This window comes from Pedobacter albus (assembly GCF_036324255.1).
GTDB classification, from domain to species: Bacteria; Bacteroidota; Bacteroidia; order Sphingobacteriales; family Sphingobacteriaceae; genus Pedobacter; species Pedobacter albus.
Genome location: NZ_JAZDQT010000003.1, coordinates 1 through 25,751, shown reverse-complemented (window position 1 = coordinate 25,751; position 25,751 = coordinate 1). Strand labels below are relative to the sequence as shown.

At 43.5% G+C, this 25,751-nt stretch carries 26 protein-coding genes; 7 read left to right on the top strand and 19 right to left on the bottom strand.

Annotation, left to right across the window (positions count from 1 at the left end):
• Positions 1-34 precede the first annotated feature (34 nt).
• From VRU48_RS15165 to VRU48_RS15155, 3 genes are all read left to right on the top strand, one after another.
• Positions 35-904 carry a phosphodiester glycosidase family protein gene (locus VRU48_RS15165; protein ID WP_330108770.1) on the top strand — a complete coding sequence of 290 codons (870 nt, stop codon included), beginning with the start codon at positions 35-37 and terminating at the stop codon, positions 902-904.
• Between the two features lie 122 nt (positions 905-1,026).
• Positions 1,027-1,989, top strand: coding sequence for a hypothetical protein (locus VRU48_RS15160; protein WP_330108769.1), 963 nt, complete (start codon positions 1,027-1,029; stop codon positions 1,987-1,989).
• Positions 1,990-2,074: 85 nt separating this feature from the next.
• Positions 2,075-2,266 (top strand): cold-shock protein, encoded by a 192-nt coding sequence (locus tag VRU48_RS15155; protein ID WP_199137337.1) that lies wholly within the window; start codon positions 2,075-2,077, stop codon positions 2,264-2,266.
• Between the two features lie 67 nt (positions 2,267-2,333).
• Here VRU48_RS15155 and VRU48_RS15150 read toward each other — a convergent pair whose 3' ends face one another.
• The gene (locus tag VRU48_RS15150; protein WP_330108768.1) at positions 2,334-3,848 is read right to left on the bottom strand and encodes a family 16 glycosylhydrolase; all 1,515 of its coding nucleotides are present in this window, start codon (positions 3,846-3,848) and stop codon (positions 2,334-2,336) included.
• A 152-nt stretch (positions 3,849-4,000) separates the two neighbouring features.
• Here VRU48_RS15150 and VRU48_RS15145 point away from each other — a divergent pair, with 152 nt between their 5' ends.
• Positions 4,001-7,309, top strand: coding sequence for a hypothetical protein (locus VRU48_RS15145; RefSeq protein ID WP_330108767.1), 3,309 nt, complete (start codon positions 4,001-4,003; stop codon positions 7,307-7,309).
• An 88-nt stretch (positions 7,310-7,397) separates the two neighbouring features.
• Entirely contained in the window at positions 7,398-7,823 is a 426-nt protein-coding gene (gene ybeY, locus VRU48_RS15140) for an rRNA maturation RNase YbeY (protein ID WP_330108766.1), read from the top strand.
• Positions 7,824-7,992: 169 nt separating this feature from the next.
• Here ybeY and VRU48_RS15135 read toward each other — a convergent pair whose 3' ends face one another.
• The 3 genes from VRU48_RS15135 to VRU48_RS15125 all read right to left on the bottom strand — a co-directional run bounded on the left by VRU48_RS15135 (position 7,993) and on the right by VRU48_RS15125 (position 11,467).
• Positions 7,993-8,661 carry a PepSY-associated TM helix domain-containing protein gene (locus VRU48_RS15135; RefSeq protein ID WP_330108765.1) on the bottom strand — a complete coding sequence of 223 codons (669 nt, stop codon included), beginning with the start codon at positions 8,659-8,661 and terminating at the stop codon, positions 7,993-7,995.
• Entirely contained in the window at positions 8,642-10,162 is a 1,521-nt protein-coding gene (locus VRU48_RS15130) for a DUF2271 domain-containing protein (RefSeq protein ID WP_330108764.1), read from the bottom strand. Before VRU48_RS15130 ends, VRU48_RS15135 begins: the two co-directional genes overlap by 20 nt.
• A 117-nt stretch (positions 10,163-10,279) precedes the next feature.
• The gene (locus VRU48_RS15125; protein ID WP_330108763.1) at positions 10,280-11,467 is read right to left on the bottom strand and encodes a threonine aldolase family protein; all 1,188 of its coding nucleotides are present in this window, start codon (positions 11,465-11,467) and stop codon (positions 10,280-10,282) included.
• A gap of 527 nt (positions 11,468-11,994) precedes the next feature.
• On the opposite strand from VRU48_RS15125, the gene VRU48_RS15120 reads away from it, so the two are divergent.
• Together VRU48_RS15120 and VRU48_RS15115 are read left to right on the top strand one after the other, a co-directional pair.
• The gene (locus VRU48_RS15120; RefSeq protein WP_330108762.1) at positions 11,995-12,624 is read left to right on the top strand and encodes a GIN domain-containing protein; all 630 of its coding nucleotides are present in this window, start codon (positions 11,995-11,997) and stop codon (positions 12,622-12,624) included.
• Positions 12,625-12,788: 164 nt separating this feature from the next.
• On the top strand, positions 12,789-13,439 hold the full coding sequence (locus tag VRU48_RS15115) for an MCP four helix bundle domain-containing protein (protein WP_330108761.1): 651 nt from the start codon (positions 12,789-12,791) through the stop codon (positions 13,437-13,439).
• A 47-nt stretch (positions 13,440-13,486) separates the two neighbouring features.
• Here VRU48_RS15115 and VRU48_RS15110 read toward each other — a convergent pair whose 3' ends face one another.
• The 15 genes from VRU48_RS15110 to VRU48_RS15045 all read right to left on the bottom strand — a co-directional run.
• Positions 13,487-13,696 (bottom strand): hypothetical protein, encoded by a 210-nt coding sequence (locus VRU48_RS15110; RefSeq protein WP_330108760.1) that lies wholly within the window; start codon positions 13,694-13,696, stop codon positions 13,487-13,489.
• 46 nt (positions 13,697-13,742) lie between these two features.
• Positions 13,743-13,946, bottom strand: a complete 204-nt coding sequence (locus VRU48_RS15105; protein WP_330108759.1) for a hypothetical protein — start codon at positions 13,944-13,946, stop codon at positions 13,743-13,745.
• 95 nt (positions 13,947-14,041) lie between these two features.
• A complete protein-coding gene (locus VRU48_RS15100) occupies positions 14,042-14,389 on the bottom strand; it encodes a hypothetical protein (protein WP_330108758.1) in 348 nt (115 codons plus the stop codon).
• A gap of 279 nt (positions 14,390-14,668) precedes the next feature.
• A complete protein-coding gene (locus tag VRU48_RS15095; protein WP_330108757.1) occupies positions 14,669-15,037 on the bottom strand; it encodes a hypothetical protein in 369 nt (122 codons plus the stop codon).
• Positions 15,038-15,931 carry an RHS repeat-associated core domain-containing protein gene (locus VRU48_RS15090; RefSeq protein WP_330108756.1) on the bottom strand — a complete coding sequence of 298 codons (894 nt, stop codon included), beginning with the start codon at positions 15,929-15,931 and terminating at the stop codon, positions 15,038-15,040.
• A 168-nt stretch (positions 15,932-16,099) separates the two neighbouring features.
• Positions 16,100-16,495: a DUF7674 family protein gene (locus tag VRU48_RS15085; protein WP_330108755.1), complete on the bottom strand. Its 396-nt coding sequence runs from the start codon at positions 16,493-16,495 to the stop codon at positions 16,100-16,102.
• The gene (locus VRU48_RS15080) at positions 16,485-16,811 is read right to left on the bottom strand and encodes a polymorphic toxin type 28 domain-containing protein (RefSeq protein WP_330108754.1); all 327 of its coding nucleotides are present in this window, start codon (positions 16,809-16,811) and stop codon (positions 16,485-16,487) included. The genes VRU48_RS15085 and VRU48_RS15080 overlap by 11 nt, the downstream gene beginning before the upstream one ends.
• Positions 16,762-17,097, bottom strand: a complete 336-nt coding sequence (locus tag VRU48_RS19660; protein ID WP_431311640.1) for an RHS repeat-associated core domain-containing protein — start codon at positions 17,095-17,097, stop codon at positions 16,762-16,764. Before VRU48_RS19660 ends, VRU48_RS15080 begins: the two co-directional genes overlap by 50 nt.
• 12 nt (positions 17,098-17,109) lie before the next feature.
• Complete coding sequence (locus tag VRU48_RS15075) at positions 17,110-17,553, bottom strand: DUF4304 domain-containing protein (RefSeq protein ID WP_330108753.1); 444 nt, start codon at positions 17,551-17,553, stop codon at positions 17,110-17,112.
• A 91-nt stretch (positions 17,554-17,644) separates the two neighbouring features.
• Complete coding sequence (locus VRU48_RS15070; protein ID WP_330108752.1) at positions 17,645-19,087, bottom strand: RHS repeat domain-containing protein; 1,443 nt, start codon at positions 19,085-19,087, stop codon at positions 17,645-17,647.
• Positions 19,088-19,176: 89 nt separating this feature from the next.
• On the bottom strand, positions 19,177-19,554 hold the full coding sequence (locus VRU48_RS15065; protein WP_330108751.1) for a hypothetical protein: 378 nt from the start codon (positions 19,552-19,554) through the stop codon (positions 19,177-19,179).
• 9 nt (positions 19,555-19,563) lie between these two features.
• Entirely contained in the window at positions 19,564-20,565 is a 1,002-nt protein-coding gene (locus tag VRU48_RS15060) for an RHS repeat-associated core domain-containing protein (RefSeq protein WP_330108750.1), read from the bottom strand.
• A 518-nt stretch (positions 20,566-21,083) separates the two neighbouring features.
• Positions 21,084-21,605: a hypothetical protein gene (locus VRU48_RS15055; protein WP_330108749.1), complete on the bottom strand. Its 522-nt coding sequence runs from the start codon at positions 21,603-21,605 to the stop codon at positions 21,084-21,086.
• 1 nt (position 21,606) lies between these two features.
• On the bottom strand, positions 21,607-24,867 hold the full coding sequence (locus VRU48_RS15050; RefSeq protein WP_330108748.1) for a DUF6443 domain-containing protein: 3,261 nt from the start codon (positions 24,865-24,867) through the stop codon (positions 21,607-21,609).
• Positions 24,868-24,877: 10 nt separating this feature from the next.
• On the bottom strand, positions 24,878-25,751 hold an 874-nt coding region (locus VRU48_RS15045), incomplete at its 5' end, for a DUF5977 domain-containing protein (RefSeq protein WP_330108747.1).

The window sequence follows — 25,751 nt, the reverse complement described above, 5'->3', positions numbered from 1 at the left end:
CCCGAAAGTTTCGGGGCTTTTTTATTTTAGTACCATGCTTAAATCGTTCCTATTTTCCCTAGCCTTTGTGGTCGGTGGTTATGTCGCTTCGGCCCAAAACGCCGATTCGCTGACCCTTGTTAAAGCCAAATGGCAAAAACAGCGCATTGCGCCCAAAACCAAGCTCTATACCTTCCATTTTACGCAAAACAGTCTGTTTCAGGCCAATGAGCAACTTTCGTTTATCGAAGTAAAAAACAGCAAAAGAGCACCGGTTTTTGCGCTTGGCTACGAGGCCCAGGAGCTTAAAACCACGCCCACATTTGGAAAAGCCAACCAAGCCATTGCCGCCATTAACGGTACTTTTTTCGATGTAAAAAATGGTGGTTCTGTTGATTTCATCAAAGTTAACGGACAGGTGATTAACCCAAACCGCTTGGAAAAAGGCAATAAAAGAGCCCGCCACCAACAAGCCGCGATGGTGATCGCAAACGGCAAGCTCAGCTTAAAAAAATGGGACGGAACGGCCAACTGGGAAGAGAAACTAACTGAAAACGACGTGATGCTCAGTGGCCCACTTTTGCGATTTAACCAAATTGACGAAAGTTTAGACACCGCAGCCTTTAATCGTTTGCGCCATCCTAGAAGTGCCATTGGCCTTAAGCCCGACGGTACCGTGCTGTTGCTTACCGTAGATGGCCGCCACGAGAATTCGGCCGGAATGAGCCTGTTCGAGCTGACCAAAGTCATGAAATGGCTGGGCTGTACCAGTGCCATCAACCTCGATGGTGGTGGCTCCACTACATTATGGTTGGCCGATATGCCCGGAAATGGCATTGTAAATTTCCCATCCGATAATAAAAAGTGGGACCACGAGGGCGAAAGAAAAGTAGCCAATGTGATTATGCTCAAACCCAGAAAATAAAATTCTTACCTAGCGCGACACTTGTGGAATTTCGAAAGCTATGCAAGTGTTTTTTCCGTTAGTCGGGAAATGCTTTCCCAAAACTATGATATATTTGTTCCCACAATTTGGTGCCCTTTAAAATGAAGTCGAAATACCTTTTAGTTCCCGCTTTTGTTTGTTCCCTGTTTTTGTTGGCCTGCAATTCTGATTCGAAAAAGCAAGCTACGGCTGGTTCGAAATCCGGACAGCAAACCGAAGAACTCGGCTTCAGCGATGTAAACGGCATCCGGTTCTACGAAGTAAAACGACGCTTTAAAAACGGCCTTTCCTTTAACAAAATCGGCTTTCAGCAAGAGCCCACCTGGATTATCCAGTTTAAGGCACCCGACACCATGTTGGCCTACAGCCCCGAAAAACAAGGCATGGAAGCTTTTTACCTACAATTCGACCACGGCCAAGTCTACAACTTTGCCCGAGAATTTTTCAGGGCCATTACCATTACCAAAGACAGCCTGATTTTGCAACGCCTACAGGTTGACGGACGCATAATTGCCGGCGACGATGATGAGCGCTCTGACGTTTTCTGCACCTATTATACCCGCGATTATATCGAAAACAAGCTGCATACTACCGTTGGCGAACTGCAGCGCCCCACCAAGGCCGATACGCTTTTTATTAAATCATTAGCCGAAAAGGCCGCCAAAGATCCCGCCAACCCTGAAACCGCATTTGCCGCCCGACAACCGGTGAGCTTTAAGCCCAAAGGACCTTTTGTAACGGTTGAAAAAATAAGCAATGTAGACCCGCTCAACAACAGAACCCTATCTTACGATTACCTTTATCCGGAGTACCGTTTGGTTATCGAGAAGTCGTATAAAGCCTTTGCCTATCGTTTCTCGGTAGTGGTCGACACCAAAGGCAAATTAACCGTTAACCGCGTAGAAGGCGTAATGAAAGAGGATCTTGAACCAAGAAAGCGACTGATCCAGGGCATTTTGGATGTGTATGTACGCAATCTTTACCAGATAAGCCCCGGCACTACGCTAGGCATACCCCATTCTAGCGAAATTACCCTGAACCTGGTGGGCAAACTGGCGAAATAATCTGTTCTATTTTTTGACCATATTGCTCAAACATTTGTTTTGTTGATTTTTAACTGTACCTTGCAGCTCATTTAATTACAATACAATGCAAGAAGGAACAGTAAAATTTTTCAATGTAACTAAAGGTTTCGGCTTCATTATCCCTGCAAATGGCGATAGCGAAATCTTTGTACATTCAACAGGCCTTATCGACGAAATTCGTGAAAACGACAAAGTTCAATACGACGTTGAAAACGGTAGAAAAGGCTTAAACGCCGTTAATGTGAAAGTAATCTAATTATTATCATATTTTACCAAAAAAGCCCCGGCAAATGTCGGGGCTTTTTTATTGCTTGGGGTTTTCTTTATTGCTGATAAACCCTTACATAATCTATTTTCATGCTTGCCGGAAAAATAGATTCGTCTATTCCCTTGGCACCGCCCCAGTTGCCACCTACCGCTACATTGAGCAATACGTGGAACTGCTGGTCAAAAGGCCAATCGGCCATACCTTTGCCGCTGTTTTTAAAAGTCAGGTATTTCTGATCATCGATAAAGAAATCGATACGGTCGGCAAACCACTCAATGGCATAAACATGGTACTGGGTATAAATATCGTTCACTTTTAAAGCTTTGCCCACCTGAGTGCCTTTTACGTGGTTAAAGGCTTCGGTATGTACCGTTCCGTGCACGGTATCGGGTGCGTAACCCACGTGCTCCATGATATCAATTTCGCCACTTTTTGGCCAGTTTCCATATTTCCAATCGGTAGGCAACATCCAAATGGCCGGCCAAATCCCCCTGCCTTTGGGCAAGATGGCGCGAACTTCTACACGACCGTATTTCACATCGAATTTGTTTTTGCTCACCAACCTTGCCGAAGTAAACTTCATTTGCTCCTTGTCGGCTTTGCGGGCGGTAATGTTCAGCGAGCCTTTTTCTACGTTGGCGTTCAAGGTATCGGCCTTGGTATAAAACTGCTTTTCGTTATTGCCCCAGCCGGTGCCACCCACATCATAACCCCAATTATGCGAATCGGGCAGTCCTTTTCCGTTAAACTCATCGGCCCACTTTAATTTCCAGCCTTTGGCTACCGGTGTTTTTTTTATGGTTTCGAACAATAATTCGGGTTCGTTGGTGGTGATGTAATCCACCTCGTTGGCCAACAACCATTCCATTTCGGGAACTGTATTTACCGTCCAGGCATTGATGGTCAGTCCGAGTTTTTTAGACGGCTCGAACCAGTTGTTTTTCTGAAAAACCGAATAGTGGTAATCAGAACCGGCAAAGCCATCTGCCTTTAGTTTTTCTGGGGCAACTTCGCCTGCCAAATAGGCAACTTTGGCGTTTGGCATGTGCTGGATAATGTAGGTGCAGATATCGTAACCAAAGCTGATGTACTCTACCCAGGCCTCGGCTTTTAGTTTTTTAATGAGCTGCAGGGCGCTTTCGGTTAGAAACAGATCGCGTTCCTTGCCCATATTTTGGGGCTTGATCTCTAAAATAAGCTTGGTTTTCTTTTGGGTCATCCCTGCTTTGAGGTAGCTTTCCAAAGTAGGAATCGACTCGCCGTTCGAAAGTTTCTTACTCAGCAATTGTGCATAGGTCGATTTTGAAATCGGCATACCCAAAAAAGTCGCATCGTGGTTGACCACCATTACGCTATCCAAAGTCATGTGCACATCAAACTCGGAGCCAAAGCATTGGATCCGGATGGCTTCTTTGAGCGAAGCAATGGAGTTTTCGGGCAGGCCGTTCTTCTTCCAGGCGCCACGATGGGCAATAACCTGGTTCTTGTTCCAGCTGGTGATGGCCTTTTGGGCTATGGCCTGTGTTGAAATCATGGCGCTCAGCAAAATTACAGTTGTAAATTGTTTCATTGGTGTAGTTTAATCGACTAAAAGTAGGGCTTTGAGACCAAAATTGTATTGATTTTTTGTTAACTTATCCCTGTCAATTTTAAAACTATTAAATTAGGGCAATTATTGGCCAACTAGCACACATTTTTACCTTAATTTTCGTTAACAACGATATGGGCAGCAGCTACGATCTTCTCATCGACAAGATTAATGAGTTTACGCGCAAGTTTTACCTCAATCAGCTTTTGCGTGGAAGCATTTATGCAGCGGCCAGCATTTTGGGGCTTTACCTCGCGCTGTTTGTGCTGGTTTACTATGCCCATCCTGGCGTTGGCGCCAAAACCGCACTCTTCTTTTCTTTTGTGCTCATTGCCTTGGCCGTGATTGGTTTTTGGATTGTAAAACCGGCATTGGCGTACCTGAAACTAGGCAAAACCCTAAGTTTGGAACAAGCCGCCAGCCTGATTGGCAACCACTTTTTTAACGTAAAAGACCGCCTGCTCAACACTTTGCAGCTCAAGGCCCTCGCCGATACTTCGCCACAGCAAAGCCAACTGATTTTAGCCGGAATTGACCAGAAGATAAACAACCTCAGGCCTATTCCCTTTGCCAGCGCCATTAACCTGGGCGAGAACAAAAAGCACATCAAATACATCCTGGTTCCCTTGGGCATAATCCTGACCATCGGCCTCATTGCGCCGGCCGTATTGCGCGAAGGCACCAATAGCTTTATCCGCTACAACCAGGAAATTTTGCCCAAAGCGCCTTTCGATTTTGTAGTGGCCAATAAAAGTCTGACCGCCACGCAGGGCGACGATTTTAAGGTCCAGCTCGAACTTAAAGGCGACGAATTTCCGCAAGATGTTTACCTCGAAGACGGGCCCAACACCTATAAGCTGGAAAAAGAAAACATCAGCCATTTCAACTACACCTTTAAAAACCTGCAGCAAAACAAATCTTTGCGCTTTTTTGGTGGCGGCTTTAACTCGGCTACTTTCGTTATCGAAGTGAGGCCTCGTCCGTCCTTGCTCAACATGAGTGCCCAACTGGTATATCCGGCCTATCTGCAACGCAAAAACGAAAACCTGAACAATGTAGGCGATATGCTCATTCCCGAAGGCACCAAAGTGGTTTGGCAGCTGCATACCGAAAACAGCGACGAGCTTTCTTTTATGCTGCAAAACCAGGCCTTTAACCTCAAGGTAAACGATAATACCGCCAGTTTTACCTCGGTTATCCGCAAAAACAGCACTTACCGCGTAGTGCCCAAAAATGCCTTTGTGAGCAACAGCGATTCGCTCAGTCACCAAATCAATGTTATTGCCGATCAGTTTCCCAGCATTTCGGTTGTCGAAACTCCCGATTCGCTGAGCAGCAAGGCGCTTTATTTTTCGGGCAACATTGCCGACGATTATGGCTTTTCGTCACTTAAATTCAAATACAGCATCAAGGAAAACGGCAAAACCCTAAGCGAGCAGAGCAAGCCCATCACCATTAAAAACAACCAAACTGAAAATGCCTTTTTCTACCTGTGGAATTTGAACAACATCAGCACCAAGCCGGGCCAGCTTATCGAATACTATTTTGAGGTGGCCGACAACGATGGCATAAACGGGGCAAAGGTTTCCAAATCGGAAATCAAAACCTACCAGGTGCCTACCCAGCAGCAACTGGCCGAAAAACTGGCCAAAGGCAGCGAAACGCTCAAGCAAAAAATGGAATCGACCATTAAACTGGCCAATACCATCGAAAAAGACAGCAAAAAACTGAGCCAGAACCTGCTCGATAAAAAGCAGCTTTCTTTTGAAGACAAAAAGCAGATCGAACAATTGCTCGACAAGCAAAAACAACTGGAAGAAGCCGTAAAGGACATTAAACAGCAGAACCAGAAAAACACTTTCGAAAAACAGGAAAACAATGCGCTGAACGAGGAGCTGAAGGAAAAACAAAAGCAGATTGACAACCTTTTCAACAACGTGCTCGACGAAAAAACCAAAGAACTGTTGCAAAAACTGCAGCAGCTCATGGAAATGAACAACAAGGACCTGACCCGCGACGAGCTGTCGAAAATGCAAATGGACAACAAAACCCTCAAAAACGAACTCGACCGCATTTTAGAACTTTACAAGCAACTGGAATTTGAGCAGAATTTGCAAAACAAAATAGACCGCCTAAACGAAATGGCCAAAGACCAAAAGGATTTGAGCCAGCAAAGCAAGGATAAAAACAGTTCGCTCAGTGATGTTAAAGACAAACAGGACCAGCTGAACAAGGATTTTAAAGACCTGCAAAAAGAATTGAAAGACCTGGCGGCCAAAAACGAGCAGCTCGACAAGCCCAACAACTTTAAAAATCCCGAAAAGGAAACCAAACAGATTGAGCAGAAACAACAAGACAGCAAAGAGCAACTAGACAAAAACGACCGCCAAAAAGCTTCCGACAACCAGAAACAGGCAGCCGAACAAATGCAGCAACTGGCCCAGCAAATGAAGGATGACCAGCAACAGGGCCAAGAACAGGAATCGAAAGTGAATGCACAAGAATTGCGCAAGCTATTGGAAAACCTGTTGAACACTTCTTTTGAGCAGGAAAAAGTGATGCTGGCCTTAAGGCGGATGAACAGCAACGATCCTTCGTACACCACCAATGTACAGCAACAGAATACCATTAAAGACAACATGAAAACCATTGCCGACAGTTTGCACTCGCTTAGCAAGCGCGTACCGCAGATTGAAAGCGTGGTGAATGCCGAGGTAGACAAAATCAACTTCAACATGGGCAAGGCCCTCGAATATTTGGGCGATAGGCGCACGCCCGAAGCCAATCGCTCGCAACAGTTTGCCATGACCTCGCTCAACAACCTGGCCTTGATGCTTAACGAAGCCCTAGATCAGTTGCAAAACGCCAAAAAGAACGGCAAGTCTGGTGGCAAAAGCAAGCAAAGCATGCAACAGCTGCAGCAAATGCAAGACGAGCTGAACAAAAGAATGCAGAATGCCCGCGAAAAAATGAAACGCGAAGGCAACATGGGTACTGTGCCCAAAGGTCAACAAAGCGAAGAATATGCACGCATGGCCCAACAACAACAAATGATTAGGGAGGCCCTGCAAAAAATAAACAAAGACGAGAACAAAGATGGCAAGGGCAGTATGGGCGATCTGAACCAAATGGTGCAGGACATGAAAAAGACCGAATCGGATTTGGTGAACAAGCAAATCACCGAAGAAACCATGAACAGGCAGAAGAACCTGACGGTTAAACTGCTCGATGCCCAGAAAGCGCAACGCGAACAGGATGAGGATTCGAAACGCGAAAGCAATGCCGGCAAGGATTTTCCGCCATCGTACAAGCAAATGATGGACAAGTTCAAAAAGCAGCAGCAAAGCGAAACCGAGCTGATCCAAAAATTGCCTCCAAGCCTGAACTACTACTACAAAAACAAGATTGCGGAATATTTTAAATTGCTAAATTCGCCGAAATAATTATCGTCAGTGCGATCCAGAAATGCGTGGAGCGATTACTTTGCAAACCCGCCTATATCCGCCATGACGAACATCAAGACAAAAGCAAATGGCAAAAATCAATTTCTTTACTGAAGACATCACTTATACCCTTAAACAGAAGACCCTGATTAGGCAATGGATCGAAGCCGCCATTGTGGCTGAAGGCTACCAACTGGAGGAGCTCAATTTTATTTTGTGTTCTGACGCGTATTTGCTGCGTATAAACCAAGATTACCTCCAACACGACGATTATACCGACGTGATTACTTTCGACAACTCAGGGGCCTTAAAAACGATTGCCGGCGATATCTTCATCAGTTTGGAACGAATCCGCGAAAACGCATCGGCTTTTAATGCCAATGTAGTCGACGAGCTTTGCCGCGTGATGATCCACGGAACTCTACATCTTTTGGGCTATAAAGACAAAACAAAAGCCGCCAAAACATTAATGACGGCCAAAGAGGATGAGTATCTCGCATTGCGAAGTCTATAGTCCGGATTCCATGGCTTGTTAGCTTATTAGTCAATTGTTAACTGCCAACCGAAAACTGCCAACTGAAAACCGCCAACATGTTTGTCGTTCCAACGCCAAGAGGCATCTGTCCATCTTGACTATCAACTATGGACTATGAACTAAAGACTGCCGACTTCAAGACTAGCCCCTAAGGCACCAGCCAAACATAAAGCAGGTAGCACAGCAACAAGCCAATAATGGCCGAAACCAGGCCAGAAACTCTTTTCTTTTTCAAGAACAGCATCAAGATCAGGCCAGTTAGCGAAACAAGCGTTAAAAAAATCGCCGAAATATCGATTACCCAACCCCAACCCTTTCCCGAGTCGCGGCCCTTGTGCAAATCGTTCATGATGGCTACAATGCCCATCTTGATTTCAGAAAGCTCGTAAGTGCCTTTTTCACGGTCAATAAAGGCATCGGCCGAATAAGCCGGGCCCTTAAACGTCACCGTTACTTCCGAATCGTCGATCCTGAATTCGCTTACTGCACCTTTTACCTGGTGTTTGCTGCGCATCCACTCTACAATTTCGAGTTTGGCAACCTTGTTGGTATCAGGATTGTTTACCCATTTCGCATTCAGCGTGCCTTTCAGTTTGCTTTCAATTTGCTTATCGCCACCAAGCCAGCTCGGGTGGTTCAGCGTTAGGCCGGTTACGGCAAAGAAAAGCACGATGGCAAAACTGGCCATCGAAAGGTAGATATGCAGCCAGCGTGAAAGCTTGGCTACATCCTTTTTTGCACTTTTTCCTGATTTTTGGGCTGTTGCCTTCTTGGAAGTCAGCACCCTTGGCGTTGGATTATTTTTTGTAGAAGTCAAAAGTTACGTTTGAGATTTCAACATTGCCTTCTGCCGTGGCTTTCTTGGCAGCTTTCTTTAATTCTAAGGTTTGACGCAAGATTTCGTCTGTTCCGTGTTCTTTCGAAGTTTCGATGATGATGGTGTATTTGCCTTGGGCAACGTAATTGCCTTTATCGTCTTTTCCATCCCATTTAATGGTGTATTTGCCCGGATTGCGCGTTGCGCCGGTTACCGAAGCAAAATTGGCTTTGTCGGCTTTAAAGCTTTCGCCGTTAATGCGGTACCAGTTTTTTAGATCGGGCACCCATTTGGTTTTGTTGTACCACAAAGCCAGGTTGCGAACCGCTTCTTTTTTCTCGTTTTCTACCCAAATCGCCGCAAATGGCCTGTGGCTGTTGCCTTGGATGGCATTAAACTCGAAATTGATGGCCAATTCATAGTTAGGATCCCAAGGTTTGTCTTTTCCAAAGGTAACTGGAGCTAGGTTATTGGTTTTGCTTTCTTTAACCGTTGGATCAACCAAAGCATCCCAGCCTTCGCTTTCTATGCGTTTGCCATCTTTGGTAATGATCAGATACTCGGCATCCTTTACGGTTTTGGCCAAGGCTTCGCTTTCTTTTAGCGACAATACGTTAAATGCGGTTGCCAAAGCGCCGGCATCTGTTGCGCTAGGCGCGATAACCGTAGCACTGATTACGCCTTCAACCGGTTTGCCGGTACGCGGATCAACGATATGCGAGTACCAATGCTTACCAATTTGCTCGCCTCTGCGGTAATTGCCACTGGTGGCTACGGCCCTGTTGCTAACCAGCAAATGAGCCAAAGGCGCATCGTTTTCGGCATTAGCCAATGGATTGGTTACGTTTACATGGTCTTTTACATCGCCTTTGATCACCAAGTCGCCACCAATGTTTACCACAACGGCATCTACTTTGGCGCCGGCCAAGGCGGCATCGCAAGCCAAATTAATGATATAGCTTTTGGCGAACGTATTCATCACCAAAGGCACGTTGTTCAAACGCGTTGCAGTTAGATTTTTAGCGTCGAGGGTATAATGAGCCTGTTGCATGGCCACTACTGCGGCACCGATTTCGGCTTTGCTTGGCAACTGTTGCTTTTTGGCAGCGTCGCTCCACAATTTGCCGGCTACGGCTGCCGAAGCATCAAGCGCGCCATTGGTACGCGATTTCCAGTCGGCAAACAGATTCAACATGTCAAAAAGCTCTTTCGAAACTTTTACGGGTTTGTTCAAATCCTGTTTCATCCATTGGCTAAATTCACTTTTTGCATCATAAGCACTAAAAATAGCCGAAAGGCGGTTGATTTCGGCCAAGGCCGCGGTTTCGGCTTTCTCGGCTTCTGCCTCCGAAGTACTGGTCATCTTAAATTCGAGCGATGTTCCCAATACATTTTCGTAATGCGAAACATACAACTGTTGGTTGTTTTTTTTAGGACTTTCGTTACCTGGCTGACCGCCGATCATCAAGAAAGCCAAGCAAAGAGAGGCAAATACTTTCATATCGTTATTAAGTTTAATTCTAAATAATGTGCAAATGTAAAATCTAATTCTGAATTTCTTCTTTTTTGTGACTGTATTTTTTACAATAAGGTTTAACCCGGCCCGCGATTAATCTTTTTAGGCCTTGGCAAATGCAAGAGCTTCCTTAAACGATTCAAAGATCGACTGGTTACCTCTCCTCAACAAGGTTAAATTGATTTTGATCTTTACCAAACCGTCTTCTTTAGGCATCCCAAATACAATATTGTGCTCGGCCCGCAGTCGCTTGTTTAGTTTTTCGGCATCAATTCCCTTATCTAGGCTTACGTTAAAAAGATTGGTTCCATTAGTCAGCGCGTTTACTTTTATTCCTTTCAGGCTGTTAAGTTGGACAAACAGTTCCTTGGCCTTTGCCTTGATTTGCTGCATATCTTCGTCGATGGTATTTAAATGGTGCAAGGCGATGGCCGCGCTTGGCCAGTTGGTAAAAATACCGCCACCATGGATTTTAATGAGGTGGTGCATTTGGTCTATCAGGGCTTTATCACCACACAAAACCGCGCCTCCGGTAGCGCCCAGGTACTTATAGAGGCAGAGGTAAACCGTATCAAAATAAGAGGCATATTCCTTGACCGTCGAATTAGTAAAGGCTGTAGCCATGTGCAATCGCGCGCCATCCAAATGCATTTTATAGCCCTGTTCCTTGCAATAGGCCGAAATCCGTTTGATCTCTTCCAAAGGAAAAAACTGGCCATCGCATCTTCTTACCGGTGTTTCTATCGATACCGCCCCTACGCCACCCACAAAATATTCGCCCTGCTTATGGTACGCGATGGATTGCTGAAGTTCTTCTAGGGTAAAATGAGCCTTTTCTTTGGCCAAAGGGATAAGCCTTTTGTTGAAAAGGGTTTGTGCGGCATCGCCCTCATCGCGGTAAACATGACTGGTTTCTTGCACAAAAGCCTTGGTATTTTGGCCACAAAGCACGCTAATGGCCAATTGATTGGCTAGGGTTCCGGTAGGCAAGTATACTGCGGCCTCCTTTCCGGTAATGGCTATAAATTTCTTTAGCAGCTTGTCTATCGTGCCGCCTTCAGCATAGCTATCTCTTTCGATGGGATTGGTGCTATTGATTTCCTGTAGTTTGGCTATCAAATCTTCCGGCCGATAAAAAATGCCGTCGTTGATAAAATAAACTGCTTCCGAATCCTTCGAAAACTGTTGCGGGGTTGAGGCCATTGCCTGAAAAGGGGCTGCCGAAGCCAGCAAGGGCAAAGCCGACAGGCTGGATAGCTTTAAAAAATCGCGACGCTTGAAATTTGACATGCCAAAGGGATTGTTGGTTTCGATAAATTTGGGCTTTTCTTTTTTCAAATCCAAAAACGCTTCCAACTTCGTTAATTGACCATATAAGGCATAGAAGTTCATTTTTGCTAGGCTCTAGAGGCTTTGCCTTGGCCCAATTCTTCCAAGAAATTCTTTAGCTAGGCATCTTGACCTTTTACGATTCTTTATGGCGACAAAACGCTTAATCTTCGTCTTCTTAGGTTTCTAAGGTGGTAATTATTTAAAAGGTTGTTAAGCTAATCAACTGATTATTAAAGACATTTCGCTGACAATTTCTTCGCGAGTTTGCTTCGGCATTTGCCATTTCGTCGAAAAATTTGATGCCAGTTGGTCGAAAAATTACAGGCGTTCGTCGAGAGTTACCCCTTGCTGGTATAATACGGGCATTTCTGGTGCAACCTTTTTAAATTCTTGTAGTCTTATTTACGAAACCAGCCTGATAGGGGCGGTTCAGCAAAACCAAAAAATAACAATTATATAAACAAAGATTTTAAAAAAATAAGAATATGAAAACTGCTATCAAAACTTTATTCGCCATCGCTTTAACCACCGTATTATCAGCAACAGTTGCTTCAACCGTTAAAGCCGCCGACAACAATACCGTTACCGTATTATCGGAAGTTAAAAAAGTAAATAAAATCAACGTATCTGGCAACGTAGAAGTAATCTTGGTACAAAGCCCTAACGAAAGCGTAAAGGTGTACGACAACTACTATGCTAAAAATGCATTGGTACAGCAACAAGATGGCGAATTGCGCATCAGCTCATTCAACAAAGAAACCCTAACCGTAGTGGTTTACATGAGCAACTTGTCGTCAATTACGGCTTCTGATAACGCAAAAGTGAGCACTTATGGCAAATTCAATACTTTGAGCTTGGATGTTAACCTTAAAGACAGTGCGGTTGCCAATTTGAATACCAACACCATCAACCTGAACAGCAACCTGAACGGACAAGCCAACTTAACCTTGGCTGGTTCAACTTCGACCTACAATGCCACAATGGGTAGCGTAGCCAAAGTAAACCTAGATCAGTTTGCTGCCGAAAGCACCAACATTCAATCGCAAAATGTAGTGATTGCCAAAACCGTTGCTACCCTAAACGATATTGAAACCGCTGATTTAGTTACCCTATAAAATTCATAATCCATCATAAATTTAGTTTAGTTTTTAGTTTAGTTAAGTAAAAAAGCGGATGGATGTCCGCTTTTTTTATGCCTTCTCTTGTGGCTCGGCCCCTTTGCCATAAATAATGCCTATCTTTAGCTATTTTGTTTCTATTCCCAACTAACCAAATAGCCATGAAATTTTCTTATTCGCTTAAACAAAAAACCAAGATTGCCCTGTTGCTTTTCTGCATTATGGCCTGTACCATTCTGATTCGGTTATTGGAAGACAAAAGCATCAAGGATATGGGCACTTCTTTTGTTTCGATGTACAACGATCGTTTGGTACCTGCAACAGATCTTTTTATGGTGGCCGAAAAGGCACACGCCAAACGTCATTTGTTGGCTAGTCAAACTGCCTTGCATACACCTGCAGGCCTGCAACAATCGAAAAACATAGACCAAAGCATCGACTCGCTATTGGGCAAATACGCCAAAACTTTTTTGGTTAACAGCGAAAAAAGCCAATTGCAAAACCTCAAAAACAGTCTGGCCGAAAGCAGAGCGATAGAAAAAAGGCTTGAAGGCAATCCGGCCAACCCACTCGACCTCGAACTGGCCAAGAAATCTTACGCGCAAATATCCGCACAGTTGCTGGCCTTAACCCAGATCCAACACAAGGTAGGCAACGAGCTGATGAGTGAATCGAAGGAAATCTTAACGGGAAGCCAACTTTACTCTACCATCCAGTTTGCATTGGCCATCGTTATCGGTATTCTGATTGTGTCGATTATTTTCGCTTCCAATGTATTGAAGGTAAACCAGGAGAAGTTTAATTTGAATTAGATGCTCGGGTCAAGTATTTTTAACCCTTTTGCTCTGCGATTATTTGCTTATTGATTGGTATATGCCTTCAGTACTTTGCGTCCCATGTTACGTTCTGGCCAAATTTCCATTTTGTAATAATCGTTTCCTTCATCGCCATCTACGGTCGCTAAACCGGTGTTATAGACCCTAATCCGATAAAATCCTGGAGCCAGTTCACTCTCCAACTCTACATCAGGGCTTGGACAGCTCAATACCTGCAGTGTTCCAGATTTCAAAAATATTCCGCCCTCAACAATATGATCGTATTGGCTTATGTCTATTTCAAGCGGTTTGCAAAATTTCTAGCTCTCCCTTGATTGGCCCATAGCATTCTGTCCCTACACCAACTATGCCTTCTTCCATCGCCAACCTATCATGATACGCCTCATCAGTCCAAAATGAAGCCGAAGCCGTCCCTCCCCAACTTAATTTATCCTGAACATAAAATTGATTGTATTCCGTATAAAAGTCTAGTTTATATTTCATTTTCGTTCTGCTTTAGCCTCGTTTGCGCTTTGGGGTTGTGGCTAAGCACCTAAAGACTTCATTAAATCCAACGCAACAAAAAGGGATCGAATTTCTCAAATCTTAGTTTCTGAAAAATAATTAGGTAGCTTTTCGTAATACCATTTTGGCAACTTATCTAATTTGTCTCCCGTCAAATGTACGCTATAACTAAAAAGTTTAAAATCGAATGTAAAGGGGACCTCTTTGTCTAGGTACTTCTTATGCTTGAGATACGTTTTCTTCTTAATTGCATATCCCATTCCCTCGTCAAAAAGGAAACGCTCCTGCTTAACCTGGTCTAAAAACATTTCTTCAAACTTCTCAAATGGAATATGAGAGATATTGATGAAGCCAAAGACAAAATCAGCTCCCTTGAGAACCACTTCCAAATGTACTTGGTAATAATATTTTTCTTTTTTCATTAGATTGTAAGTAGCTACCCAAGATTGCTCGATCTGCCGAATTTAACCCGTTCTCCTCAAACTGTAGACATCGGTGTGATGGGCGGAGTTTACGTAGTCAGTCGTGGCGCAATCGTACTCCCTTAAGGTCGAGATTGCAAATCCCGACCGACGGGCAAGTAACTCCACTTCCACTTATGGCTAAAATCAAATTTTAGTAAGTAGTGTAACAAATATCATCAGCTATTGGATATTCTTTATTCAGTATACTTGTCGCCTACTTAACAGCGATACCGAGGGTTAGCCATAAAGAGCGCCTTCAATAGAGTTGCATAATATAAAATCGTTGTCGTCTGCTGAGATAGCTTCCATATTATCGCCTTCTGGATCAAAGCAGATATAGTATAATCCATCTTTTTCAATCAGCTTGTACTCTTCAATATTGTAAAAAGCATAGTTAGAGCTATGATAAAAAGCATACTCTCTTATGCCTGAACATATCAGCTTTAGCCGTTTGCCTTTCTTTTCCCCCAGGAGTTTTATCCCAACTTCTATCATTAATCCATTGTTTCCTCTATAGATATTTATGTACTCTATCTGGGTACTAAGAATACTAATTTCCGTATTTAGAATTTTATATAATTCGCTATTCCTTCCTAAGTTTTCCATTTAATTTGTTGATTCGCTTCTTCTTTTCTGTTTTTCCTCATCTTTTTGCCTCTCATTTGGCTTTGGCTTCCTTCCGGGTTGGCGTTCTGTTGCATCGGGGTCATTTGGATTCGGCTTTGGTTTATGGTCATGGACGTGGTCCTCTTGTTCGTTCTCTGGTGCATTAGGCCCATGACCTTTATTATGTTCTTTCTGAACTCGTCCATTTGGCCCATATACTTTTGTTGAGGTTCCTGGAGGATTTGTTTGCATTGTATTAGGTTCAGCCACATCGGGCAGTCTATTCTTTCTTCGTTTACCTCCTCCTTCTTTGGATGTTGTTTGGTCACTCTGAACTTGTTTAGTCCTACTTGGATCCAAGTATTTGTCATATGAACTCTTAACAGAAACATTATCTTGAACGGATTCTATTTCACGGGTTTTTTTATAGTTACTATACCCTTTAAATACGGTATATGTTACTCCTGCAGCAACGACACCAGTCCCAATAGCAACAGTCTCCCCTGCGGTAAGGAGCTCGGCAACAATTATACAGATGGGGCAGTTTTCATCAGGGTCAGTAAGCATAACTGGATTGTTCCACACATAGGCATATGGAGATTTATCGATCTGGTTATCATGATCCGCTAACTTATCTACGGCGATAAATCTTCCAATTATCGGGTCGTAGAACCTGGCCCCGTAATCGTACTGTTCAAGTTCTTCCTGCAACTCCTTGCCATTATAAAGGTATCTATTATTTCCTGCACTAGCAACCCTGCGCAGGCCGAACGGATAGTAGTCGTCCTCCTGCAGTTTGCGTACCGCGCCACAATAGATGTCGAAAACATAGCGTACGTTTCCAAGGTTGGAAAAACTACAAGCTATTGACCCCTCTTCGCCAAAAATAATCAAATAGCTAATTAATTGGAAACCAAACTATTCTGCAAACTTCTAAAATTGGCTGGAAGGGATTAATCAAATTGGATTGTCCAATTAATAGGGTAAATCTTCTAAATCTTAAGGCACAAGTCAGCTACACGCACTGCCCTCATAAAACTTACACCAGATGTGTGTTTTCCTTTAGTCTTTGAGACCTTTAAGAAACCCTTTTAGCTTCTCGTCCTTTGGCTGACTTTCATGTAGTCTAAGTGCTTTTAGTATTTTCTTCAATTTTTCTGAAAGCATCTTTTCTATCTTAGGATTTTTACTAAAATCCAAATGTCCTAAAAAAGAAATAACTAAAGAGTTTTCTATCTTGAATATAACTTGTTCAAAATTTTCATCAACAAATCCAAAACATCTCTCAATCGTAATGAGATCGTTTAAATCAATCGCATTTTGGGTAAACCGTTTAAAACACCCCACTTGTAGACTTAATAAGTCTGCGATGTCTTCATCTAGAACCTCTTCTTTTATTTCGGGAAAATTATTAACCAAATCATTAATGAAGGTCTTTTCGTCTTTTTTACTTATCATTTGCGGCTTTTTCTGCTTTATTTAAAATATTTTGTAATCTATTTTTTTGTTTTTGAAGTGCGTTTCGAAGTTTTTCGGCTTGCGTAAGAACCTCATCAGAGAAGTTTCCCTTCTTCAAACCTTTATTTAACCCTTCAATTTGATTTCCTAGCCCCCTTAACGCATCTTTAACTTCTCCCAAATGATCATAAGTATAACCACTTATTTTTACCGGGTCGCCGAATATATCTCTAACCGCTCCCGTCATATCTTTTTCAGTTAGATGCTCAGCAATATTTCCAACTTTTCCGACGACTTTTTCTAACGCCTCTTTCAACTGTAATAGACTTATCTTTATCTACGTTCCCTTTGTTATCTGTTGCGTAAAGTTTGTCATCTTTATCATCCGTCATCCGAATCAATTGTATTTCGCCATCTTTATTAAGCTTATAATCGTCCAGCGCACCTGTAGGATCAACTCTTATAATTGGATTATTTTGGACATAATTATATTGAGAAAGCCAATTTCTCTGTTCTGATAACGGATCTGACGTTATAAAACGTCCGACCATCGGGTCGTAGAACCTGGCCCCGTAGTCGTACTGTTCCAGCTCGTACTGCAGCTCCTTGCCTCTTTACAACTCCAAGTTAAAATGTTCCTTGACTATTAAAGGGATATCATTTAGATGCGGTCTTCCTTGAAGCTCATGCAGTATGTCATCTTCCGAATTGATATTTTCTATCTTTTTTATCAGCTTTTCAATAAGAATTTCTTTTAGCCTAGTTGTTCTGTCTTGGTCTGGGATGGGGCTATCCAGATCCAATAGCTCCGTGATTTCCTGTTGTCCAACTATATCTTTTGAAGCAACTCGGTTATAGATATGCATAGTTCCGTCGAAAGAGATTGAACGCAAAATATAGCCATAATTTACATAATAGCTATTGCTATACTGCGATTTTTGCAAGTTAACCATCTTGACAAGCTCATTTCCTTTAAAGGTCCAATTATTGCCCTTTGATTTAAAGGCAATTGGCATGAGGAGTTCGTCTAAGATTTTTTTTAAATCTCTTTTTTCCATTTAAGTTATCATTCCCTCTTTCATCAATAATACATGCGATAATATTTCTAATGACCTATCTAATAAAAGTTATCTCACCGATAATCAGTAACTAAATCTCTTCTAAAACAAACACTACATCATTCATCCTCACGACCCTTTCTATACCTATATTTTCATCATTGAGCAGCGCATGATTGAATTCTGGTTCTAAAGCATAAAAACCATCTCGAAAGCCTGTTAATCGATCAAAAACTAAATCAGGCATCGTTACAACTTCTTCGTTCAAGACATCAAAAATACTGTTGCCTGTTTTTGGTATGGCTTTTATCCTAAAATTAGCAACAGAGTTTGGGTCGGTAATTCTGCTGCTAGCTCCATTGAAATCTGCGCCATCGCCATATACTTCTAGGTAATTATTAATTTTCAATACTTTTCTCTCTATAAGAAGCTCCCAATTTGATTGTAGCCAATCGTTCATAGCGCTTTCATCAGATGTATAATCCCTATCAACAAGTAATTGGCTAACTTCTGCCCAACTATTATCCATAAAGGCTGCAAATGTTTTAATTGCTTTATCTATATCTATTAGCATATTGTCTTTTATTTTTTTAGAAGTTTTTTTTAAGTAATCAATCTCCGCCTGTGTTGCAACACGCTTATATCCTTTAGATCCAGGCAATGAATTTTCGAACTTAACTTTTTGAAGGGTGCCCGCGGGAGCCTTTGGATGTGTGTTTGGCACCCATTCTTTTACTCTCGCCGCATTTATATCTATTTTACTTCCGTCTTTAAATATAATTTCAACCGCCTCTCCATCTCTTCCAATTCGAGTAGCAACTTCTGCCACCTCCTTGCCAAAAGCCTTCGTAGCTGCCTTCGCAACTTTATTGCTATTCTTAAATTCGGAAACCAAGGGTATTATTCCCGCGAGCCTCCAACCCCAAGATAAATGATTTCCAGCTCTGTCTTTGCCTTCTATCAAATTGGCAAAATCAATTACAACACCAATAGGGGTAAATCCAAATCCCAATTCCATAGCATCACTTAGCCCACTTCCCCCATCCCCTTGTTTCACCTGACCTATAGAATACCCGTCCTGAGTTTTTCGAATTATAGCTCCCGGTTTATTTATTATATTTTTGCCTTTTTTCGTTGGTGGGTCTTTCTCTGCGCTTTGTTGAGAATTGCTTTGCCCCAAGAATGCCGCAATTTCAGCAGTATTACTTGTCGAATACCCTCCCGCTGTTTCTACCCACATTCCATTTGGGTCTAATTTTCCAATAGGATCGTTCAGTGCATAGTTATATGGTGAATATGCATGGTAGCTTTCGGCCAAAGGATCCACCACGTTCCACCTGCCTATCATCGGGTCGTAGAACCTGGCCTCGTAGTCGTACTGTTCCAGCTCGTACTGCAGCTCCTTGCCGTTGTGCAGGTACTTCTTCTCCAACGATACCGGGCTACCCGCCGGTTTCCTTAAGCCAAAAGGATAGTAGTCGTCCTCCTGAAGCCGCCTCACCGCTCCCCCGTAAATATCGAAAACGTAGCGCACATAGCCTTTTTATCAGCTATTCTCAGATTATCGCCTATTCAATATTTTATTCATTTTCTACATATGCTAAAATAAATGAGGACATGTTCTCAATAATCAATTTCTTCGAACATTACTATATTTTCCTTAATCTGATATTTAATCTGTTTTTTATATTGACTTTCATTTTCAATAAATCTCACTTCAACAGCATTATAGCTGTTTCCTGAAGCATTAACTGTAATATCAATAGCTATTGCCCCTATTATAAATTTGTTGTCATTTATCATTCTTAATATATGGTTTTGAAGCATTTCTATCATCTTCAATGAATCTATTTCTTCTTCATCTATGTAAACTCCTAATGGTTTTATTTCTCCATCTAAGTTAATAGCTGAGCCAAAAGGGGCAAATTCATGTAGCTCAGTAAGGTAAGCTTTTGCCTGTTCTAGTATATTTTCTAAGATTATTTCTCTTTTCGTTTTCATATTTTGCTATTAAGTTTTGGTCATTTCTCTAATTATAGCATCCCATTCTTGAGCCTGTTTTGAGGACTGCGAGGGAACTTGTTTCGTAGCCGGCTTTATTTCCGGACTTACTACCTTAGTATTGTCGCTTGGAACGGTAATAATTTCCTGATATGTCTTTATCTCGAAACTGGATTTTTTTAGTGGTTCAGATAATTTTGCTCCTTTATTTATAATAAGCTCAGGGTTAAATCCATTATCATTAGAATATTTTTCTTGTATTCTTAGCTGTCTTGTTAAAGATTGTCTGCTAACATTTTTTATTTCTGAGGTTTTTCCTCCTCCTGATAATGCATCTGGCACAGTAGTGCCCTTTTGGCCGGTTTTAGGATCTACTGCCTCTATTGGTTTAGTGTTTTTTTCGAGCCCATTTTTAGCCAGCTGTTCAGCTTCAGCGGCATTTCCTCGTCTAAATGCCTCAAGAGCTCCTGGTTTGAAATCCCCTCCTGCCTTACCAATATTTTCAGAGGTATATTTGCTTGCTGTTTCAACAAAATTACCAACTTTGGGAACGGCTGAGTTATTTCCAAGCAAAAAATTTATAGGAATTCCCTCTAAACCATCCAAATCAATGTTCTTGATTGTGTCGTTAGATGCATATTGATAACTTGTCATCCACGGGAAATGTTCTGCGACTGGATCTATTGTACTAAAACGCCCGGTTATCGGGTCGAAGAACCTGGCCCCGTAGTCGTACTGTTCCAGCTCGTACTGTAGCTCCTTGCCGTTGTACAGGTACTTGTTGTCCAGCGATACCGGGCTTCCAGCCGGCTTCCTCAGGCCGAACGGGTAGTAGTCGTCCTCCTGCAGCCGCCTCACCGCTCCCCCGTAAATATCGAAAACGTAGCGCACATTTCCAAGGTGGTCCGTCAGGTGGTAGATATATGTGTAGGTGCCCCCGTTGTTCTGGGCCTTGCCCGCCTCGGTCTGGATAAAGTCGATCGTACTGTTCACGTACTGGATGCCGTCCACGTAGTCGGTTACCGTGCCGCTCGCCGTGTTCGACTTCCTCAGCTTGGCGCCGGTGGCGTCGTACAGGTAGGCCAGGCCGATGCCACCGCCCGATACCGTCGCCGGAAGGTTCAGGTAGTTGTACGAAAGGCTTACCGAAGTCCTCGAAAGCCCGACCGTGGCCGTGGTGGCATTGCCGTTGCCGTCGTAGGCGTAACTCTCCTCTTAGTGGCTCTATAGCTTATAAATAGTAAAGGCCGAGATTATAAATTCCGACCAACGGGGGCAAAAAACGGGAAATTGTCTATTTTAAAATGTCCGCCCTCCGGCAAAGCCCAAACGAGATCTTCTGCCAGTTCCCCTTTAGAATCATAAATAGGTTAATATGATTTCGTCTTTCATTTTTAATCATTGCTTTTGGTCTTGCCTTAACGGCTTACCTATATGCCGATTCTTGTCATGGTAAGATTTAAAGAAAGCTAAGTATATGAACGAAATCGAATTCCTGTGTACTAGATTGCAAAATCTCATGCCATAATTTATAGTTCAATCGTCTTTAGTACTTCTTTGCTGATCCAAAACTTCCTTTTCCCAATTTCTACCTTTTGGCACATTTTCTTTATAAACCGGACAAGTTCCCCATAATACTCTCTAAGTTCATTTGGTGCCTTAAACTCTTCATAGCTATCATAGTGTATGAATTTTTCATAATAGTCGATTATGCTAACTTTGTAGGGTATTGTAGCATCATCTGCATAGCCCAAGTAGAACGAAGCATCAATATAAGGTCCGCCTTTTCTTTGGTAAACTGAATATTTGGGTTCTTCGAAGAATCTATTTCTTGATACGACCAAAGGCTCTATTGTGAACCTGTCATCTATTAAAAAAAAACCTATATTTTTATCTTTCAAATATTTGAAGAATCCTATTGTATCTCTTAGCACCTCGTATTCTTCTGTTTCATACAAAAGGTCTGGGATTATCTTTGTTCCTTTTGAAAGGATATGATTAATCACCGTTGCTCTTTCTGTGTCGCTGATGTAAAACTCAAATCTTGCCATGCTAGTTTCCTACTTTGTGGGTTTCATTTGGTATATTTAACCTATTGTATTCCTCTTCTCTTTTTTTGTTTCTTTTACTATTAGGTCTTCTCTCTGCTTCATAAACTTTTGTTGTTTTATTACTTTCAGGATCTACAACTTGCACATCTGGCCTTCTATTAGATTTTTCATTATGAATCTTTTTTTCTGTCTCGACTCTTTTTCCTGGATTTTCTTTTTTTGCCTTTTCGGCTAATTCTTTTACCTTTTCTTGGTGATCTGGTTTGCCTTTTGCTCCATCAGGATTTGGTGGTTTTTTACTGCTATCAGTACTAGCATAGCCTTTTTGCTTGTTTTTCAAAGCATTTGCCATTATAAAAGACCCCGCGGCAAGTTCTACAGTACCTTTTCCCAACAATACGCCAGAACCTGTTGCCGAAACGCCAGCTACTGGAGCACCTACTCCTGTTAAAGCCAATCCGCCTGAAGCAAGCAGCCCCGTCCCTCCGGCGGCTACATTTATAGTTCCATCTGCCATAAGGCCGGCGGCTACAACCAGAGAGATATTGTCTGCATTTCTAAGAGCCTGATTATAATCATTTACATTCTTTGGCTTATATTGCGCCCTAAAGTTCGAACCCAAAACATTATCTGCAAACCCATTAAGATAACCCATAATTTTGTCCCCAGGCCCCTCACCGTTTTTATCTTCGTATCTCACGGGATCATTCCCCGCATAAAGATAACCCGACCAATTCACATAGGTCTCAGCCTGGGGGTCAATGGTGGTAAAACGCCCTATGTATGGATCATAGAGCCTAGAACCATAGTCATACTGCCCCAGTTCTTCTTGTAATTCTTTACCATTATAAAGATATTTATTATTACCTGAAAAATCTATCTTTCTTAATCCAAAAGGATAATAGTTATCTGCTTGTCTCTGCTGGAGATTTCCAGCAGTTGGATGTTTGTAAAAACTATAGCGAACGTTGCCAAGATGATCAGTCAGGTTATATTCATAACTATAGTTGCCTCCATTGTTTCTGGCAATACCATTCTCGGTCTGGATAAAGTCTATACTACCGTTAAGATATTGAATGCCATTGATATAGTCAACAGTCTCTGAAGTGATATTATTTATCTTTTTTAGCTTAGTTCCAATGGCATCATATATGTAATTTAGATTTGCACCTGTTTTTACCACACTTGTTGGAAGATTCAAATAGTTATACGTAATGGTCGCTCCATTTCTTCCATCAGTGGTGGTATTTCCATTACCATCATAAGTATAAGTCCCTGTAGCTAATGGCCCTCCATTTATAGAAATCAGCTTATTTCCGATATAACTATAAGAACCAGCCATACCGCCATCTCGACTTAATGAGGTAATATTTCCCATATTATCATAGCTAAGCGTTTCGCTCATGGCAATTCCAGAACTAGATCCATTAGTTAAACGGTTCAATTTGTCATAGCTGTAAACAAATGAGTTTGGAAAACTATTTCCTGAGCCCCAAAGTTGGCCAGAGATATTCCCATTATATTGCGGCACAGTACCATCTTCATATTTCAACAACATGCTGAACTGGTTTGATATCGTGCTTTTAGGCCAATCTCGTTCATTAAAAGTAAAATCGCTATGTTGCAAGAAATTCATACCTCCATCGGTGCTATGCATGCTTCTTCTGATTAGTTGGCTGATTTCATTATAATCATCCTTGCTCAGTACAACTTCGCCTTGAAGATTGATGTTCTCTTTTGCCAATATTTTACGTCCCATATGATCATAAGTATAGGCATTGGCAATAACGGTCGTGTTGACACCTTTTATATGCGCACGCTCCGTGCTAGTCAGTTCGCTAGCAAAGTTCCAGGTATTTGTTACTCGATCGGTGCCTCCCAGGTGGTTCTGGGCTATGGTTTCCTTTACTCGCCCGTCCTCGTCGTAATAGGTCAACGCCCATTCTGAGCCTGCGCCATCGTCATGGTATATCCTGTTGCCTGTCTCCAGTCCCCTTGTCTTCGTGCTTATTGAGGATGACGGAGGTAATGTAGCGCCCATGCCCAAGAACGCATAGTCGTCGTAATAGCTCAGCACGGCCCATTTGGATATGCCTGCTGCCGGAATGGCATTGTTGGTATAGTCGGTGCCGCCGTTACTTTCCCTGTTCTCCCAGAGCACGGGATGGATGTCCACGCTGTACTGCCAGGAATCCCTGGCAACCTCGCTCCCCAAAATCCCGGTCATGATTGTCCTGCCCAGCGCGTCGTACTTGATGAACGACCACTGTGCATTGCTACGCTGCACACTGTCCTGAGTCAGCACTATTTGGTCAAGCTTGTTATACACCAAATAATCCCATCCCTTACCTGGTATTTTCTTCTCTATCAACCTATTACGCCCATCGTAATGGTAGCCATAGATGTAGTTTTTAAACACAGCGTCTGACTCAGAAAAGCTAGTCGCCAAAACCGCAGGAGGGATTACATAAGCTAAGTTACCGTAAACATCATAAATGTAGTAAGTGTCTAAAGATGTCGTTTCGTCTTGCCAAACTCTTTTGAGAATCGGATTTTCTTCCGTATCCTCAAACACTTCTGTCGTACCAGAAAGGCCACCAATCCAGTTTTCGTTTCGATCAATTGTTTTATACAAACTTCCCTTCGTATAGAAAGAAGATGAAATGGCTCCAGAAGTAGTAACATTCCACATACGAACCTCATTGAGGCCATTAATAGCCCTGACCTTCTTCGCTGTATGGCCCGAGCCCGCTATGCCGGCACTGTAGGGCTGCCAGGCCGCACCAGGGGCACCCTGCTCCAGCACCCTGCCCAAAGGCGAGGGCTCCATCACCGAGATGCCGTACGGATAGGCCGTCTTGGCCACATTGGCGTCCCAGCCAGACCCCGCGCCGTAGAAGCCGGCCTGGTTCGCCACAGCGTTCGCCTTGAAGCTCCCGTCGGCCGAGCTCTGCTCGGCGTAGGGCAGGTATTTCTTCGTTTCACGGCCCAGGGCATCGTATTCGGTTACCTGTACCAGGTCCCTCTGCAGGGGGCTGGCCTTCCACTGCACGGTCTGGACGGGCCTTCCCAGACCGTCAACGTACTGTATGGTCCGGTTCGCCTGCCCCACGGGCAGGCCTATCAGCATGGACGCGTCGGTCTTGCCGGCCACCTTCACGATGGTTTCCATCGTATAGTTTTTGTCGCCGCTAGGGCTCTGGGCAAGACCCTTCAGCGAGCTTAGCACCAATATAGAGAAGAGGATATTTCTTATTTTCATGGAGTTGCGTTTAGAGATATACGATGTTGTCGAGGTTGATGGTGGCCGTGGCTCCGTTCAGCGTTACGCCGGTAAGGGTATAGCTGGACGTGGTATTGTCGAACCCTGCCGAGTAGGCCCCCGAAATGACGTAGCAGCTGGCCCAGCCCAGGTCGGTCGATATGTCCCACGGCATGCCCGATACCGTAATCACGAAGCTGTAGGTACCCTGCGGAACGGTGATGCCCGCCTGCAGCTGCGCCGTGTTGTAGGTGTACAGCGTTGTGCCGCTGCCGTCCTTGATCACCAATGAAGATATATTGGCCGAAGGCGTGCCGCCCGGGGTATAGGGCGTGGTAAAGTTCAGGTAGCTGACGGCCGTTGTGGCCACGCCCGAACAGGTGCCGTTGGCATTGGCATAGGCCTGGCCGCCGTTGGCCAGGGCCGTGCCGGCCAGGGCATTGGCCGCCACCTTTGAAGAAGCCGAGTAGGTATTGGCTGGTATGCTATAGGTTACCGAGGTTCCAATGCCCGAAGAACAGTCGTTCTTGGTAAAGCTGCCGCTCACGGCATCGTTGTAGAAGGTTTCGTGCGCCAGGTTGTACTCGTAGCTCTTCACGATGTTGCCGTCCTGGTCCTTGATGTTCTTCAGCCTGTTGAATTCGTCGAACTCGCTGTACGTGGTCAGCCCCTTGGCATCGGTAGAGGCCGAAATGCCTACCCCGCTTTTGTACACGTAGGTGCCCAGCTGGGCATCCTTGGGATGGATGCGCACGTCGTCGATGGCATCGCCCAGGGCAAGCGTAACAGCTCCGGTGTAGGCCTGCTCATGGTATTTCCAGATGCCCCCGTCCCGGTACCAGTAGCCCAGCACGTAGGCGCGCACGTTCGGGATGCTCCACGAA